This window comes from Deinococcus fonticola (genome assembly GCF_004634215.1).
GTDB lineage: Bacteria > Deinococcota > Deinococci > Deinococcales > Deinococcaceae > Deinococcus > Deinococcus fonticola.
In genome coordinates this window covers 1-15,000 of sequence record NZ_SMMH01000047.1, presented here as the reverse complement: position 1 = coordinate 15,000, position 15,000 = coordinate 1, and the positions used below count along the sequence as shown (strand labels likewise).

Here is a 15,000-nt window from a genome sequence, read left to right as displayed (position 1 = left end):
GTGGGCGGCAGCGAAGGCGTCTCCAGGGTCACCGCCGCCCAGCACGACGGCGCTCCAGCGGGTGACCGGAGCCGTCTCTGGGTCAGTGCGCGGGTTCCGGAATGCTTCGGGTTGGGCCTGGTTCATGAGTCCCCAGCCTAGCACCGGGCGCCAGCGTGTTGGGCAGGTGCAGGGTGGCCCGGAACCCCTTGCCGGGGGCACTTTCGAGCGTTAGCTGGCCGCCGTGCAGCTCAGCAGCGCGGCGGGCCAGTGCGAGGCCCAGGCCATGACCGTCGCCGGTGCGGCTGCCGTCCGGGCGGTAAAACGCTTCGCCCAGGCGGGCTAGCGTGTCGGTGCTGACGCCGGGGCCGTTGTCCTGCACCGTTACGTGGGCACTGCCGTCCGGTTGACCCTGCACGCTTACCGTTACGGTGGCCTCGGGGGCATGTTTCACGGCGTTCATGGTGAGGTTCCAGATGGCCTGCCCCAGCAGCACCCGGTCGCCCGTCATGGTGACAGGCTGCGGGGCCTTCAGGTCGACGTCCGCTTCAGGGGCCAGCTCACGGGCACGGTCGACCGCTTCTGCGGCCAGCTCCCGCAGCGGCACGGGCGCTTTAGCCATGGCGGATGGGTCGCGGGCCAGCAGCAGCAGGTGATTGGCCAGGCTGGACAGGCGGGTGATGTCGCGCCCCACCTCGCGCAAGTCCTGACGGTAGCGTTCGGGGTCACGCTCACGGGCCAGGGTGCTGTCCACGCGGGCCTGCAGGGCGGCCAGGGGGCTACGCAGGTCGTGCGCGGCGGCCCGCAGAAACGCCTGCTCACGGTCACGTGAGTCGGCCAGGCGGGCAAAACTGTCTTGCAGGGTCAGGGACAGCCGCGCCAGTTCGTCTCCTTGACCTGCACCGGGCAAGGGTTGGCGCAGGTCAGCGCCCTCCCCGATGCGGCGGGCCGCGCCCTCCAGCCGCCGCACGGGAGCCAGGAGGCGTCCGGCCACCAGCCAGCCCACCAGCAGGGACAGCAGCAGGGACAGCGGCAAAAGGAACGTCAGGGCGCGGAGAAAGGCGCGGCGGGCCTCCTGCAAGGGGCGGCCATCGGCCAGGACGGTCAACACGGCGTTGGGGGCAAGCTGGTTGACCAGCACGTACTCGTCATCCAGCTCGTAACGGCCAGGCTTCAGGGTGCTGGAAACGCCACTGGGAAATTGCCGCGTGGAGAAGTTCTGCGTCTGGCCGTTGCTGCTGAGCAGCAGCCGCAATTCCAGCCCGGTGCGTTGCCCACTGCCGTCGGCGATGCGTTCCAGGTCACGCGGGTTGATGAACACCTGGCCCGTCACCTGATAATTGAAGTTGTCATGCTGGCGCTCGATGAGGTTCTGCACCGCCTGAACCGCCCCGATCACCTTCTCCTCCTGCGAGCGGCGCATCAGTGCCGTGACCGTGAAAAACAGCCCGGCGGCCACCAGCAGCACCGACAGGCCCGTCGCCAGGGCGGCCCACATGCCCCAGCGGGTTCGCAGGCTCAGAGCCATAGAGGGCCACCATAGAGGGCCATCACTTCACTTCTGGACGCGGTATCCACGGCCACGCTCGCTGTTGATGGCTTCTGGGGCCAGTTTGCGCCGCAGGTAACGCACGTACACGTCCACAATCCGCGACTCGCCGTCGAATTCCGGCCCCCACACCCGGTCGAGCAGTTCCTCGCGCGTGAACCAGCGTTCCGGCGTCAAGGCCAGGGCTTCGAGCAGGGCGTACTCGCGGGCGGTGGTGGCGGCCTCCTGACTGTCCCAGGTGACGGTGCGGGCCACCGTGTCGATGCTGCCGCGCCCTGCACCAAAGGTCACGCGGGGCAGCGCCTGACCGCGCTCCCGGCGCGACAGGGCCCGCAGGTTCGCCAGCAGTTCCGGCACGGCAAAAGGCTTGACCATGTAAGCGTCCCCGCCCAGATCCAGGCCTTCCACGCGGTCGGCCACCTCACCCCGCGCAGTCAGGAACAGAATCGAGGACTCCACGCCGTTGCCGCGCAGTTCACGGGCCAGCTCAAAGCCGTCCATGCCTGGCAGCATGACATCCAGAATCATCAACGGGAAATCGCCCAGCATGCCCTGCTCGAGGCCGTCCGGCCCGGTCTGCGCCCACGTGACCGCGTACCCGGCCTCACGCAGGGCGCCCAGCGTGGGTTCCGCAATGCGCGGGTCATCCTCGACAAACAGCAGCCTCATGGGGAACAGTGTAGGCGCGGCCGTTAAGCCAGGGTAAAAAGGGCTGAGTTTTTGTACCTGTGCTCAGGGCCACTTCCCTCAGTACTTCGCGGCGAGCGCCTGAACCAGTTCGTCCTGCCAGCGGTTCAGGTCGCTGATTCCGGCGGGGTAATTGTCCATCATCAGCGTGAAGGCCAGCACCCGCCCGCTCCGGGCCGTGAGGTAACCGCTGAGGCTGGCCACGCCGGTCATGCTGCCGGTCTTGGCCCGGACATCCAGCCCCGCGTCTTTCAGGCGGTTCCTGAGCGTGCCGCCGTTCTCCTTCGCTTCGGGGGTGGCGTCCCCTGTTCCCGCAACGGGCAGGCTCTCGATAAACAGATTCTTCTTCTGTTTGAAGGCTTCGGCGGCGGACAGTGTGGTGCCGGGCGGGTTCACGTAGGCAAACCGCAGCACGGTGTTCAGCAGGCGCGGGGTCAGCAGGTTGTAACGGGTCAGGCCGCTGCCGTCGCGCAGGCGGTAATCGTCGCCGGCGTATCCGGCGGTTTTCAGAAAAGTGCCGGTGGTTCGACTGGCGCTGGTCTCGCTGCTGGGCGTGCCGTCCGCCCCGACGCCCAGGGCCGCCCGCAGCTGCTCGGCGTAGATGTTGTCGCTGGGTTTGTTCGTCAGGCGAATCAGGGTTCCCAACGGCGCCGAGGAAACTTCGGCCACAGGGGTGTCGCCTCCCTCGGCTTTCGCCCGCTTTACCGAACCGACTTCCACTCCGCTGGCCCGCAGCAGGGCCGCCAACCGCTCTCCGACGCTGAGGGCCAGGCTGCTGGCGTCGGTCAGCAGGGCCGGGTTGGGTTGCAGGCCCGCTTTGGCTTCTTCGCTGTCCACCACCAGGCGCAGATACGTGCCGTCGTCGCTGTCCAGGCGCAGGGCCCCCAGCGGAAATTCGGTGTCATCCCACATCCAGCCGTTGCCCCAGCGGGCCTGACCGAACGCGAAATCATCCACCCGCACCTCGCCCACGGCCCGGATGCCCCGGGCCGCCACCGCTTTGGCCAGCGTTTCCAGGGTGTTCCCCTCGCCTTTCTCGCGCAGGGTGGGGTCACCCGTGCCGCGCAGGGTGAGGTGTTCCACCCGTTCACCGCTGGCCGCAGGCGCGAGCACTGCCGTCTTGAAGGTAAAGTCTGCCCCCAGGGTGTAGAGGGCCGCCGCCGTCGTGATGACCTTGGTGGTGCTGGCGGGCGTGAAGGCGTCCGTGTCATGCCACGCCAGCAGTTCCTCGCCCGTCAGGGCGTCTTGCACCAGGGCGCCCACGTGGGCGCGGGCGGCGGGGGTGCCGTCGGCCTTGCGCGGGCCGCGTTCCAGGATGGTCAGCGGATCGGCCGCATTCTGAGCGGAAGAGACGGAAGGCATGACAGCCGTGAGCATAACGAAAGCGGCGAGGGCAGAACGCTGACGCATAAGGACTCCTCCTTGAAAGGGCGGGGGCTGAAGGGGCAAGTGTAGCGCCTATCCAGCTGGCCTGAGCGGAGCCGCCCTCTGTCACGCTTTTGCCAGGGTCAATCCCCTGGAGCAGGTTTCCGAATTCCGTCATACGTGGAACGGCACCCCATATGACTCCATTCTTCGTCCTGCCCGTTTAAATTCACTCGCTTGTATGTTGCGGGCGTCAGGCTAATCCCTGACGCCCGCAGCGACGGTTGCTGGGAACGGAGTGGGGTGAACGCCCGTTACTCGCCAGATCAACGAATCTGAAGCGGAGATTGCGTCCCCCACTTCACACGCACGCAGATCGAACGGAATCTGAGGCCACAAGAGCCTGCATACAAGCCTGATCCTCGCGTGTGCTGTTCCCAAAAGGAGCGTACAACATGATCGGAATTGATGTCAGCAAAGCCACTTTAGCGGTGTGTGTAAGGCTGGCAGACAGCGGCATAGAACTTGATCACGAGTTCCCAAACACAGCGACTGGGCATCACAAATTGCACGCTTGGTTGAAAAAACACGGTGAACAGACTGGATGGGTCTGCATGGAATCAACTGGGCCATACCACCTGAACGTGGCGCAATTTTTGCATCAGCACCGCTATCGGGTCAGTGTGGTCAATCCAAAGCGCATTAAGGCATACGGTGAAAGTCGTCTGAGCCGTGGAAAAACAGACAAGGCGGACGCTCGGTTGATTGCCGAGTTTGGTGAGAAGGAAACTTTGCCGGTGTGGCAGCCACCCGCTCAGGAGCGGGTGGCTCTGAAAGACCTGCAAGACCGCCTGGACGAACTGGAGGAAAGCCTTCGTCAACATCGGCAACGCCGCGAACACTGCCAGAACCCAAGTGTTCTGGCTTCACTTGAACGCGAAGAAGCGTTTATCAAGCAGGAAATTGACGCATTGAAGCGGGAACAAGGACATCTATGCGACAAAACGCCGTGTTTGCGTGAAGAAATCGAATTGCTTTGCACGATTCCAGGTGTTGGAGAACTGACGGCGACGCGCCTGGTGGCACGGATTGACATCAGCCTTTTTGATCACGCGGCGTCCTTTGCGGCATTTTTTGGGGTTACGCCAAGAGAACACTCGTCTGGGACGAGTGTTCATAAGAAGGCTCGGATGTCGAAACTCGGTTCCAAACGCCTCAGAACAGCGTTGTACTTCCCTGCGATGCAGGCCACCCGGTATAACGCCCAGGTGCAAGCGCTGTATGACCGCCTCGTGGCGAAAGGACACCCCAAGAAATCCGCGCTGGGAGCAGCGATGCGTAAATTAGCCCAGCAGATTTATGGGGTCTGGTCATCCCGTCGACCTTACAACGCCACCCACGGACTTCCTTCACTGGAATCTTTTACCGCTTGACTTTCAAGACGGAATCTCCGCTCGGACAAAAAGCACTGCGTTCTTTTGCCAAATGTTCTACAGTTCACGGGTGCAGCTGCTTTCCCGTCTGGTTTCCCGTCATCCCTGGGCCGTGTTGATCGTGTGGCTGGTCGCGGCACTCCTCAGTGTTCCGCTGGCGGCCAGGGCCCCGTCGGCCCTCACGGCGAATGCGGCGGGCACCCTGAGCGACACCGAAAGCAGCCGCGTGATCACCCTGCTGCGCGATAAATTCAGGGAGAAAGACACCAACATGGCCCTGCTGATCACGCGCTCCAATCCGCCTTTAAGCACGCCGGAGGGTCAGGCCAACTACGCGAAATTCATCGAGGGCCTGAAAGACGTGCAGGGCGTGTCGCAGGTGGTGGAGGCGCGCAACGCTGGCACGCTGTCCACGCAATCGGCCGACGCGGTGATGGGCCTGACCATCGCGCAGATTCCCCTGAACGACGGCGCGACCCAGAGCGTGCGGGCCATCCGGCAGTACGCGCAGAAAGTGAAGTCCCCGGCGCTGGACGTGCGCGTCACGGGCGGACAGGCCATCGCGGACGACTTCACGGAGTTCGCAGAAAAGGACACCAAGCGCAGCGAGTTCGTGGCGCTGCCCCTGATCGCGGCGCTGCTGCTGCTGGTGTTCGGGGCGCTGGTGGCCACCGGCTTGCCCCTGATCGTGGGGGTGCTGAGCATCACGGTGGCGATGGCGGGCCTGTACGGCCTGACCTTCCTGATGGAGGTTAGCACCTTCGCGCAGAGCGTCATCACCATGCTGGGACTGGGCGCGGGCATCGATTACGCCCTCTTGATGGTCAACCGTTTCCGTGAGGAACTGCGCCGGATGAACGGCGACAGCCGCGCCGCGTCGGCCCGCACGGTGCTGTCGGCGGGACGCAGCGTGGGCTTCAGCGGCCTGACGGTGGCAATTGCCATGGCGGGCCTGATTATTCCCCACGTGACCTTTGTGCGCAGCATCGGCATCGGCGGGGTGCTGGTGGTATTGCTGACGGTGCTGGCCAGCATCACGGCGCTGCCGGCCATGCTGACGCTGCTGGGCGAACGGGTCAACAGCCCGCGCGTCCTGAAAATCGGCTGGGCGCAGTCGGGTGAGGCTTCTGCCGGGTGGACGGCCTTCGCGCGGCGCGTCACGGCCCGCCCCTGGCTGGCGTTCGGGCTGTCGAGCGCGCTGCTGCTGCTGCTCTCCATTCCGGCCTGGGGGATGCGGGTCGGGTACTCGGGCGCGTGGGGCATCGTTCCCGGTGTGGAAAGCCGCGACGCGCTGGCCGATGTCCGGAAGCTGGGCGCGGGCGGGCTGCTCAGCCAGTTCGAGGTGGTGCTCGACCTGGAAGGAAGGCGCTACGGCCCGGATGATCGTCGTAAATTTCAGCAACTGGTCGAGGAACTGCGTGCGCTGCCCGACACCAGGGGCGTCCTGAGTCCCTTCGTGACGTCCGCCGACCTGGGCGGCAACACCAGCAACGCCGAGGCCATCGGCGCCCTCAGCGCCCTGACGCGCCGCTCCTTCAGTCAGGATCGGCAGTACCTGCGCGTGACGGTGGTGCCCAGCGATACCCTGCGGGCCGACCAGATTGCCGAGCACGAGGAACGCATCCGCGACGTGCTCAGCCGCAGCGGGTACAGGTATCTGCTGGGCGGCGCCCCCATCGGCGAAAAGGAGTGGAGCCACCAGATTACGGGCGCGCTTCCCACCGTCGTGGCGGCCGTGTTTGCCGGAACCTTCCTGCTGCTGCTGGTGGCTTTTCGCAGCCTGCTGATTCCCCTCAAGAGCATCCTGACCAACGCCCTGACTGTCGGGGCCGCCGCCGGCGTCGTCACGGAAATCGTGCAGAACGGCCTGCTGGCCGCGCCGCTGGGCATTCCGGTGGACGTGGGCATCATCGACGCGTCGCTGCCCGTAATGCTGTTCGCGGTGATGTTCGGCCTCAGCATGGACTACGAGATCTTCCTGCTCTCGCGCGTGCAGGAGGAACACCTGAGGGGCAAAAGCAACGACGAAGCCGTCGTGGAAGCCATCGGTCACACCGCCCGCATCATCACCAGCGCCGCCATCATCATGTTCATCGTGTTCGGGGCCTTCGTGTTCGGGCGCGTCATCGCCAGCAAGAGCATCGGCCTGGGCCTGGCCGTCGCCGTGCTGCTCGACGCCACACTGGTGCGGCTGGTGCTGGTGCCCAGTTTCCTGAAACTTGCCGGACGCTGGAACTGGTGGCTGCCGGGGTGGCTGGATAGGCGGTTGCCGCAGATGCACCTGGAACACTGAACAAGGAGTGTCTGTTGCGGGGAAATGATAAGACGTTTTTCCCAGTGAGAACCCGGCCTCAAGAGCCACTTCCCGGCGCTTCTAGGGATGAAGTGTGTTCATGAGGTCGGACGTGTAAGCTGAGTGAACCATCACCATTTCAGGGGGTTCCATGAAAAAAACGCTGTCCACGGCTGTCGTCTCCATTTCCCTGCTGGGTGCCGCCTCCGCCGCCGCGCCGAAGGACACGCTGGTGATTCAGCAGGCCGCCACCGTGACCACGCTCGACCCGGGGCTGGCCTACGACACCTTCAGCCTCCAGATGATCGAGAACATCTACGAGACGCTCTGGACGCATAAGGGCGGCAGCCTCACGCAGATGACGCCGCTGCTGGCCAGCAAGTTGCCCATATACACCAACGGGGGCCGGACGCTGGTGGTCGACCTGCGCCGGGGCGTGAAGTTTCACAGCGGCAACCCCATGACCTGCGCGGACGCCGAGTACACCTACCGCCGCAACCTGGTGACGAACAACGCCGACAGCGCCAACTGGTTCATTGCCGAGTCGCTGCTGGGTACCCAGGCCAACGCCAGGGACGACAAGAGCGTCACCTGGGCCAGAATCGCTGGCGCTGTGAAATGCAACGCGGCCGGGCAACTGGTCTTCACGCTGCCCAAACCCGATCCGGCGTTCATGGCGAAGATGACCTTCGGTGGTCAGGGCGTCATCGACCGGGCCTGGGCCATCAGGCAGGGCGAGTGGGACGGCACCGAGAAAACCTGGAAGGACTGGGCCGGCAAAGACCTGTCGGGCGGCAAGCTGGCCAGCAGTGCCAGCGGCACCGGCGCTTACAGGCTCGTGAAACGCGACGCAGACAACGTGCTGCTGACCGCGCACACGGCGTACTGGGGTGGAGCGCCCGCCATCAAAAACGTCATCATGCAGAAAATCGGGGAACTGGCGGCCCGCCAGCAGGCCTTCCTGAAAGGCGACGCCGACCTGATCGAAGCGGGCACGCGCTCGAACGTGGACGCGCAGCTGCGCGGGAAACCGGGCGTGGTCATCCTGGACAACCTGCCCATCACCGGCGTGCAGGGCCTTTTCATGAACAACAACGTCAAGTCCGCCAGCGCCCTGGGCAGCGGCAAACTGGATGGCAAAGGCATCCCCGCCAATTTCTTCAGTGACGTGAACGTCCGCAAGGCCATGGCCTACGCCTTCGATTACGACCGCTTCAACCGGGATGTGCTGCGCAGCAAAGGCACCGTGCGCACCATGCTGCTCCCAGACAGCTTCCCCGGGTACTCGGCGGGCACCAGAACCTACACCTACGACCCCGTGAAGGCCACCGAGTACTTCAAGAAAGCCTGGGACGGCCAGGTGTGGCAAAACGGCTTCGTCATCAATGCCAACTACCGCACCGGGCATGTCCTGGGGCAGGTCGCGCTGGAACTCCTGAAACAGAATGTCGAAGCCCTGAACCCCAGATTCCGCATCAACATCAACGTGGAACCCTGGTCGGAGCAAAGCGCGAAATTCCAGAAGTCCGAGGAAGTCATGATTCCTATGGGCTGGGGCGCGGATTACGCCGACCCGGACAACTTCATGACCACCTTCTACAGCTCTAAAGGGTTCTTCTACCCCACCAACAACTGGAAGGATGCGGGCGCCGACCGCTGGATCGAGCAGGCCAAGCAAACCACCGATCCGGCCCGGCGGGGCAAGCTGTACAAGCAGGTGGCTGACCTCGCCTACGAGCAGAGCCCCTACATCGTGCTGCCCGCCGACACGGGCGTCCGTGCCCTTCGCAGCAACCTGAAGGGAGTGACGTCCGCCACCTTCAACCCCATGCGCAGCTTCGGCTTTACCGGCACATTTATCCGGGAACTCAGCAAGAAGTAGGGGGTCGTGACCATGCAGAGGATCATGCTGGCGACAGTCCTGGGCTGTTGTTCGGTCTTCTGCATGGCCCAGGCCGCGAGAGGAGCTCCGCAGGAATTCACGGCTTACATAGGTGGATTTCTGGGGCAGAGCTACACCGTGGACTGGAACGGCAGGGAACTTCGCTACTCCGTGCGTGGACACGGAAAAACGACTGTTCACGCCACCCTTCGTCCCACAGAAGCGCAATGGCAAGCCTTCCGGAGTGCTGTTGAAAGAGCTGGCGTTTCGCGCTGGCGACCAAAGTACTTTAATTCACGGGTTATGAATGGCACCCAATGGTCGCTGCGCCTCAAGGATCGCCATGTCGATGTGCAGGCCAGCGGCAGCAACAGTGACCCATTGGCCGACGGTCGGCCGAACGACACCCCCGAATTCAGTGCCGCCTTCGAGGCTTACCTGAAAGGGGTGGAAGCGCTGCTGGGTGGCCGAACCTTCCGATAAATTCCTTCACTTCAGGGTTTTCAACCACTGCGCCATGTCGTTCATCGGCGCGGTTTCCATGGGGGCGAAGTTGTCCTGCGTGATGTCAGCGGCCTTGCCGAGGCTATGGCCCAGGCCGGGGTACAGTTTCAGCGTGCTTGTTTTCGGGAGCAGGGCACTCAGCTTCTTCGCGTCATCGGGGTCGATGTTGCCGTCGTTTTCGCCCTGAAGAATCAGCACCGGCATCCGCAGTTTCGGGGCCAGCTTGCCCAGGACGGGCAGGCCGCCGACCGCGCCGTACTTGGGCGACCCGTCCAGAAGTTGCGGGTAGCCTACCTGGAGGGCAGGCAGCACTTCACCTTTCAGGTCAAGCCGCCCGTCCCTGTTGGCATCGAAGTAAGTGTTCAGCTTGGGGTTGTCCGGCGTGCTGTCCAGGGCCAGCAGCAGTTGAGCTTGCGTGCGGGCCAATCCACTGCCCGGACCCATCAGGGCCGCCATGACGCCTTGCAGGTCGATCTTGCCGTCTTTGGCGTAGGCGCTGAGGTACTTCAGGCCCACCCGCCCGAACTGCCTGGTGAAGGTGGCCGCGTAACTGTCCAGCACTGGCCCCTGCACGATCAGGCCTTTTGCCCCAGTTTCCAGAGCGAGGTGGGCGGCAAGAATGCTGCCCTCGCTCCAGCCGTACACGAAGACCCGGCTGCTGTCCACGCCCGGTTGCATCTTGGCAGTATTCAGGGCAGTGCGGGCGTCGGCCAGCAGGTCTTTCATGCTCAGTTTCTCGTAACTTGCCTGCGCCGCCTGGGCGGTTTTCGGGTCGAAGGTCAGCGCAGCGTACCGCTTGTCGAACCGCATGACCGCGAACCCCTGCCCCGCCAGGACATTGGCCAGTTGTCCCAGGGAACCCTGCTGCACGCCGCTGAAGGTGACGAAACTGCCGTTCCGGTCTTCCGGCCCGGTGCCCTGAATCAGCAGCACCAGGGGCGCTTTCGTGCTGCCTGCTGGCAACAGCAGTTCGGCCTTGCTGGTGGTGTCGCCTAGCGTGAGGGTCAGGGATCTGGAGGTGATGGCCGCGCTCCCCCCCAGGGCCTGAACAGGAAGGAGCGAACCAAGCAGCCATAAGGTCAGTGAAGGAATCAGGTGGCGTCTCATGGTTTCAGCGTAGGAAGTAAGCTGTTTTCCATGCAAGGCCGCCAGGGAAGTAGTGAAGCCGTCGTGATTTCCGACCTGCAACAGGCGCGGATCATTACCGACCGCACGCAGCTGAGGCGGCTTGCCCCGTTCATGGGCCGCGAAATAAGTATCACGGACGCGGCGGCGCAACTGGGCCTGAGTGTGCCCGCCATGTACAAAATTGCCAGGCGCTTTGTGGCCCTGAAGTTGCTGCAAGAAACCCGGCAGGTGAAGCGGGCCGGGCGCGCCATCCGCTACTACTGCGCCCCGGCGGAGTTCTTCGTGCCGTTCAGCGTGCTGGGCCTGGAACAGATCGGGGAGCTCAACCGTCAGGCCCATCTGGAGCGCTTCAATACCAACCTTGCACATACCCTGCGCTGCGAACTGCCTCCCGGCTGGGGCACGCGCACGGGCTTGCTGCCTTCCGGCGAGCGGTACTACTCGATCACTTCCGCTGAAGGCGAGCTGCTGGAACAGTTCTCTGATGCCTCGCCCCTGATGCTCTCGGGCTGGAACCTGCTGAAACTCACGCGGCAGGAAGCCCGAACCTTGCAGCGGCAACTCGTTCAACTTCTAGAGCCTTACCTCAGTCGCCCGGCAGGGGGCGAGGAACACTACCTGACTGGCATCTTCCTGGTGCGCGACGGCCCTCAGGAGTGACGGGTCACCACGGTTCCCGCCGTGTCGATGGGAAGATCCAGAACGCGCCCGGTCAGGCCGTTACGGTTCATGACGCCGTGCAGGTACTCGTGCAGAGGAAGGGTGGGTTCACGCGTGTCGTGGAAGCACAGTACGGTGGGGCCAGCGCCACTCAGGGCCGCGCCCAGTGCCCCGAACCGGTGCGCGTCTTCCAGAATGTCGCTGAGGCCCGGCACCAGGGGGGCTCGCCAGATCTGGTGAATGTAGTCCTGCATGGCGTGGCGCAGCAGGTCGAGCCGTCCCACACTCAGGGACGCCGCCAGCAGTGCGGCGTGTGAGAGCGCGTGAACGGCGTCGGCGCGGCTGTACTCCTTGGGTAGCACGGCGCGGGCCTTGCTGGTCGACAGTTCAAAGTCAGGGATCAGGACAGTCACCCCCAGATTCGCAGGAGGGTCGAGACGCACGTAGTGCGTACCCAGCTTGTCCAGCGTGGCGATCACGATGCCGCCGAACAGCGCCGGGGCCACGTTGTCCGGGTGGCCTTCCTCGCGGGCAGTCACGTCCAGCACATCCTCGTCGCGCAGGGGGCGGCCCAGCAGTTCGTTGCCGGCCACCACACCGGCCACCAGCGCCGCTGCACTGGAACCCAGGCCACGCGCCAGCGGCACTTCCGTCTCTATTTCAATGCGGGCCGGGGGCAGGTTGCGCCCAGCGCGTCTGGCCGCCAACCGCATGGCCTGATAGATGTAGTTGCTCTCGTCGGCGGGCGTGGCGGCCAGTTCCTCGCCGCGTGGGACGACTTCGGTGGTGGCCTGCGGCGTGACGTGCAGGGTGGTGAACAGCGGCACGCTGAGGCCCAGGCTATCGAAGCCCGGTCCCAGGTTGGCGCTGGACGCCGGCGCCCGCACGGTAAAAGCGGGGGTGGTCATGCCTGGGGCCACCCGGCCCGCAGCAACCGTGCCGGAACCCCGAGCAGCGGCACGGTAAACAACTCTGAACGAAAAAGGGCGTGTGATGGGCGCATGGTTACTGGGGCCTCCAGGGACAACAGGATGGGGCTTATGCTAACGCGCCTCACGTTTTCTCAGACTAGAAAGTTGAGACAAAGGCCTGAACACAACGCGTTGCTCAAAGCCGCAATTTACGCTGTGCTAGGCCTTTAAAAATTCCATAAATGAGTGGATTGAGGAGAAATTCTCATGGCGTTCTTAACGCAAAATTGGCGTAGGCTCTCGGTATCTTGCCCACCTGTTCAGAAAGTGCGTCGATGCACATTAGTGGGGGCAGGCAAGTCTCATTGTGCCATCACAACGGACTGCGCTCGACCTCGACAGCGAACGTCGTTGCACGCAATCAACTCATCGACTGAATGGAGGAAACACAATGACTGGATGGCTTGGAGCAATTATTATTGGCGCACTCTGCGGTTGGCTGGCTAGCATGATCATGAAAACGGACGCTCAGCAGGGCGCATTCGCCAACATCATCATCGGGATCGTCGGTGCGGTACTCGCCAACTTCCTCTTCGGCAGCCTGCTGCCCCTCGGCGCCAACTTCAACGGTCTGCTGGGCAGCATCATCTGGGGCACCATCGGTAGCGTCGTCCTGATCGCTATCCTCAAGGCCCTGCGTATCCTGCGCTAACCCCCAGCAACTTTACCTTGACCGGGTTCCCCAGTGGAATCCGGTTTTTCGTGCGTGGCTCTTTCTGCTTGGTGGATGGGCCTCTTTTGTCGAGGCCTGACTTGTGCTACAGTCGGAAGGCTTGTCTGGCCTCGCCCGGCCTCGCCGACGCCCGCAAAAAGGGTGCGCGAACGGGAAAAAGCACGGTTCAGACTCAAGAAGGAGCGATCAACATGGCGAAAGTATGTGAAGTGTGCGGTAAGGGGCCGATCGTGGTTAACTCGGTCATCCGCCGTGGTAAGGCCCGCGCAGCTGGCGGGGTAGGACGTAAAGTGACCGGGGTCTCCAAGCGCAGCCAGAAGCCCAACTTGCAACCCCTGAACGTGACCCGTAACGGCGTGAGCCTGCGCATTCGCGTGTGCAGCAAGTGCCGCAAAAGCCTGAGCTGAACGGTATAACCCGTTAGAATCCCCCTCCAACCGGAGGGGGTTTTTTATGGCTGGCGTGTGGCCGGTGAACTCTTCTTGTCGGGAAGCAGGCTGGCCACCAGCAGCAGAATTGTACCGATCACCACGCAGCTGTCCGCCAGATTGAAAATCGGAAAGCTGGAGCCGTTGATGAGGCGGGTAATAGCACTTAGAAACGGCGCGTGAATCATATCGGTGACCTGGCCCTTCAGGATGCCGTCGATGGCATTGCCGATGGCCCCGGCAGAGATCATCGAGAGCACGACCGTCAGGAAACGGGGCTGAGGCCGCACGTACAGATAAACCAGAATCCCCAGACCCACCAGCAGCCGGCCCACCGCCAGAATTTTCGCGCTGCCGCTGAACATGCTCCAGGCCGCGCCTGTATTGAACGTCAAGACCCAGTCGAGCAGCCCAGGAATAACTGGAATCGGCGACTCTCCGAACTTCAGGTTGGCCAGTGCCCACGCTTTCAGCGCCTGGTCTGCCACGATCAGGAGACCTGCCAGGACGATGGGAAACCACACTGGAAAACGGGAAGGGCCGGTACGAGACACGCCGCGCAGTATAGAGGAGGGGCCGATGAGAGAAACGCCGACTGGTCTGTGCGCCTGTGCAGCGCGATAATACCGGCATGGCAAACGTGGAATCGTTCGATCTGGATCACACCAAAGTGAAAGCCCCCTATATCCGCCTCGCCGGAACGAAGAAAACTCCGCGTGGCGATACCATCAGTAAGTACGACCTGCGCCTGCTGCAACCCAACCAGGGCGCCATCGATCCCGCCGCCATTCACACGCTCGAGCATCTGCTGGCGGGTTATTTACGTGACCACGTGCAAGACGTGGTGGATGTGTCACCGATGGGCTGCCGCACTGGCATGTACATGGCGGTTATCGGTGAGCCCGACGAGCAAGGCATCCTGAAAGCGTTTGAAGCCGCCTTGAAGGACACTGCCGGACATGACCGCCCAATTCCCGGTGTCAGTGAACTGGAGTGCGGCAACTACCGCGACCATGATCTGGAGGCTGCCCGCGGGCATGCCCGCACAGCGCTAGAGCAAGGCCTGAAAATTCAGGAAACAGTGCTGCTGAAGCGGTAATTTCCAAGGGGGGCTAGAGGGTGCACGAACATTAAGATCGGAACCTCTGCAGGGCAGTTGACAGATTGAAGCCAGGCCCGTATAGTTTCTGAGCCTCGAACGCGAGGCGAGCAGAATGAAAAAAGAAGAGCAGCAAAAGCGAGAGCAGGAACACCCGACAGGGTGAGCGAGCGGCTGACCGCGAGGTCGGCTCCAGATTCGCGCAAGGAACCTTCGGGTTCACACACAAGCCCTACGGGGCAAGCCAAGCGAAGTGAAGACTGACCTTGGATCAACTTGTTCAATACAGCCCTTGGGCTGATTTGAAACCATTATTTGGAGAGTTTGATTCTGGCTCAGGGTGAACGCT

Annotated in this window: 15 protein-coding genes (1 of these 15 only partly in view); 8 read left to right on the top strand and 7 right to left on the bottom strand. The window is 63.2% G+C overall.

What is annotated here, in order from left to right:
• The 4 genes from E5Z01_RS17600 to dacB form a co-directional block, all read right to left on the bottom strand.
• Positions 1 to 126 carry the start of a nucleotidyltransferase family protein gene (locus tag E5Z01_RS17600; protein ID WP_135230556.1) on the bottom strand. Its footprint begins 702 nt before the window's first position, so 126 of the gene's 828 nt are visible here — the first part of the coding sequence; the start codon lies at positions 124 to 126; its stop codon lies beyond the left edge, outside the window.
• A complete protein-coding gene (locus tag E5Z01_RS17595; RefSeq protein ID WP_135230555.1) occupies positions 83 to 1,507 on the bottom strand; it encodes a sensor histidine kinase in 1,425 nt (474 codons plus the stop codon). The genes E5Z01_RS17600 and E5Z01_RS17595 overlap by 44 nt, the downstream gene beginning before the upstream one ends.
• 27 nt (positions 1,508 to 1,534) lie before the next feature.
• Positions 1,535 to 2,197: a response regulator transcription factor gene (locus E5Z01_RS17590; RefSeq protein WP_135230554.1), complete on the bottom strand. Its 663-nt coding sequence runs from the start codon at positions 2,195 to 2,197 to the stop codon at positions 1,535 to 1,537.
• 78 nt (positions 2,198 to 2,275) lie between these two features.
• Positions 2,276 to 3,577, bottom strand: a complete 1,302-nt coding sequence (gene dacB / locus E5Z01_RS17585; protein ID WP_167758000.1) for a D-alanyl-D-alanine carboxypeptidase/D-alanyl-D-alanine endopeptidase — start codon at positions 3,575 to 3,577, stop codon at positions 2,276 to 2,278.
• A gap of 458 nt (positions 3,578 to 4,035) precedes the next feature.
• On the opposite strand from dacB, the gene E5Z01_RS17580 reads away from it, so the two are divergent.
• From E5Z01_RS17580 to E5Z01_RS17565, 4 genes are all read left to right on the top strand, one after another.
• Entirely contained in the window at positions 4,036 to 5,013 is a 978-nt protein-coding gene (locus E5Z01_RS17580; protein WP_135230552.1) for an IS110 family RNA-guided transposase, read from the top strand.
• A 70-nt stretch (positions 5,014 to 5,083) separates the two neighbouring features.
• Positions 5,084 to 7,306, top strand: a complete 2,223-nt coding sequence (locus E5Z01_RS17575) for an MMPL family transporter (RefSeq protein WP_167757999.1) — start codon at positions 5,084 to 5,086, stop codon at positions 7,304 to 7,306.
• A 151-nt stretch (positions 7,307 to 7,457) separates the two neighbouring features.
• Positions 7,458 to 9,188, top strand: coding sequence for an ABC transporter substrate-binding protein (locus E5Z01_RS17570; RefSeq protein ID WP_135230550.1), 1,731 nt, complete (start codon positions 7,458 to 7,460; stop codon positions 9,186 to 9,188).
• A gap of 303 nt (positions 9,189 to 9,491) precedes the next feature.
• Positions 9,492 to 9,671 (top strand): hypothetical protein, encoded by a 180-nt coding sequence (locus E5Z01_RS17565; RefSeq protein WP_135230549.1) that lies wholly within the window; start codon positions 9,492 to 9,494, stop codon positions 9,669 to 9,671.
• 6 nt (positions 9,672 to 9,677) lie between these two features.
• Here the strand turns inward: E5Z01_RS17565 and E5Z01_RS17560 are convergent, their stop codons facing one another.
• On the bottom strand, positions 9,678 to 10,799 hold the full coding sequence (locus E5Z01_RS17560; RefSeq protein ID WP_135230548.1) for an alpha/beta hydrolase family protein: 1,122 nt from the start codon (positions 10,797 to 10,799) through the stop codon (positions 9,678 to 9,680).
• 30 nt (positions 10,800 to 10,829) lie between these two features.
• Here E5Z01_RS17560 and E5Z01_RS17555 point away from each other — a divergent pair, with 30 nt between their 5' ends.
• On the top strand, positions 10,830 to 11,480 hold the full coding sequence (locus E5Z01_RS17555; RefSeq protein WP_240738547.1) for a hypothetical protein: 651 nt from the start codon (positions 10,830 to 10,832) through the stop codon (positions 11,478 to 11,480).
• On the opposite strand, the gene thrB is transcribed toward E5Z01_RS17555, so the two are convergent.
• Entirely contained in the window at positions 11,471 to 12,388 is a 918-nt protein-coding gene (thrB, locus tag E5Z01_RS17550) for a homoserine kinase (protein ID WP_135230547.1), read from the bottom strand. The two genes, E5Z01_RS17555 and thrB, sit on opposite strands and share 10 nt — an antisense overlap.
• Positions 12,389 to 12,899: 511 nt before the next feature.
• Here thrB and E5Z01_RS17545 point away from each other — a divergent pair.
• Positions 12,900 to 13,103 carry a GlsB/YeaQ/YmgE family stress response membrane protein gene (locus E5Z01_RS17545; RefSeq protein WP_167757998.1) on the top strand — a complete coding sequence of 68 codons (204 nt, stop codon included), beginning with the start codon at positions 12,900 to 12,902 and terminating at the stop codon, positions 13,101 to 13,103.
• A 212-nt stretch (positions 13,104 to 13,315) separates the two neighbouring features.
• Positions 13,316 to 13,531 carry a 50S ribosomal protein L28 gene (gene rpmB / locus E5Z01_RS17540; RefSeq protein ID WP_119763920.1) on the top strand — a complete coding sequence of 72 codons (216 nt, stop codon included), beginning with the start codon at positions 13,316 to 13,318 and terminating at the stop codon, positions 13,529 to 13,531.
• Positions 13,532 to 13,575: 44 nt separating this feature from the next.
• Here the strand turns inward: rpmB and lspA are convergent, their stop codons facing one another.
• Positions 13,576 to 14,106, bottom strand: coding sequence for a signal peptidase II (gene lspA / locus E5Z01_RS17535; protein ID WP_167757997.1), 531 nt, complete (start codon positions 14,104 to 14,106; stop codon positions 13,576 to 13,578).
• 77 nt (positions 14,107 to 14,183) lie between these two features.
• Here lspA and E5Z01_RS17530 point away from each other — a divergent pair, with 77 nt between their 5' ends.
• Positions 14,184 to 14,651, top strand: coding sequence for an S-ribosylhomocysteine lyase (locus tag E5Z01_RS17530; RefSeq protein WP_119766457.1), 468 nt, complete (start codon positions 14,184 to 14,186; stop codon positions 14,649 to 14,651).
• Positions 14,652 to 15,000: the final 349 nt, after the last annotated feature.

Coding starts and splice junctions, on each gene's coding strand:
- E5Z01_RS17595 (WP_135230555.1), bottom strand. CDS start 1,507: ATGGCTCTGAGCCTGCGAACCCGCTGGGGCATGTGGGCCGCCCTGGCG.
- E5Z01_RS17590 (WP_135230554.1), bottom strand. CDS start 2,197: ATGAGGCTGCTGTTTGTCGAGGATGACCCGCGCATTGCGGAACCCACG.
- dacB (WP_167758000.1), bottom strand. CDS start 3,577: ATGCCTTCCGTCTCTTCCGCTCAGAATGCGGCCGATCCGCTGACCATC.
- E5Z01_RS17580 (WP_135230552.1), top strand. CDS start 4,036: ATGATCGGAATTGATGTCAGCAAAGCCACTTTAGCGGTGTGTGTAAGG.
- E5Z01_RS17570 (WP_135230550.1), top strand. CDS start 7,458: ATGAAAAAAACGCTGTCCACGGCTGTCGTCTCCATTTCCCTGCTGGGT.
- E5Z01_RS17565 (WP_135230549.1), top strand. CDS start 9,492: ATGAATGGCACCCAATGGTCGCTGCGCCTCAAGGATCGCCATGTCGAT.
- E5Z01_RS17560 (WP_135230548.1), bottom strand. CDS start 10,799: ATGAGACGCCACCTGATTCCTTCACTGACCTTATGGCTGCTTGGTTCG.
- E5Z01_RS17555 (WP_240738547.1), top strand. CDS start 10,830: ATGCAAGGCCGCCAGGGAAGTAGTGAAGCCGTCGTGATTTCCGACCTG.
- thrB (WP_135230547.1), bottom strand. CDS start 12,388: ATGACCACCCCCGCTTTTACCGTGCGGGCGCCGGCGTCCAGCGCCAAC.
- E5Z01_RS17545 (WP_167757998.1), top strand. CDS start 12,900: ATGATCATGAAAACGGACGCTCAGCAGGGCGCATTCGCCAACATCATC.
- rpmB (WP_119763920.1), top strand. CDS start 13,316: ATGGCGAAAGTATGTGAAGTGTGCGGTAAGGGGCCGATCGTGGTTAAC.
- E5Z01_RS17530 (WP_119766457.1), top strand. CDS start 14,184: ATGGCAAACGTGGAATCGTTCGATCTGGATCACACCAAAGTGAAAGCC.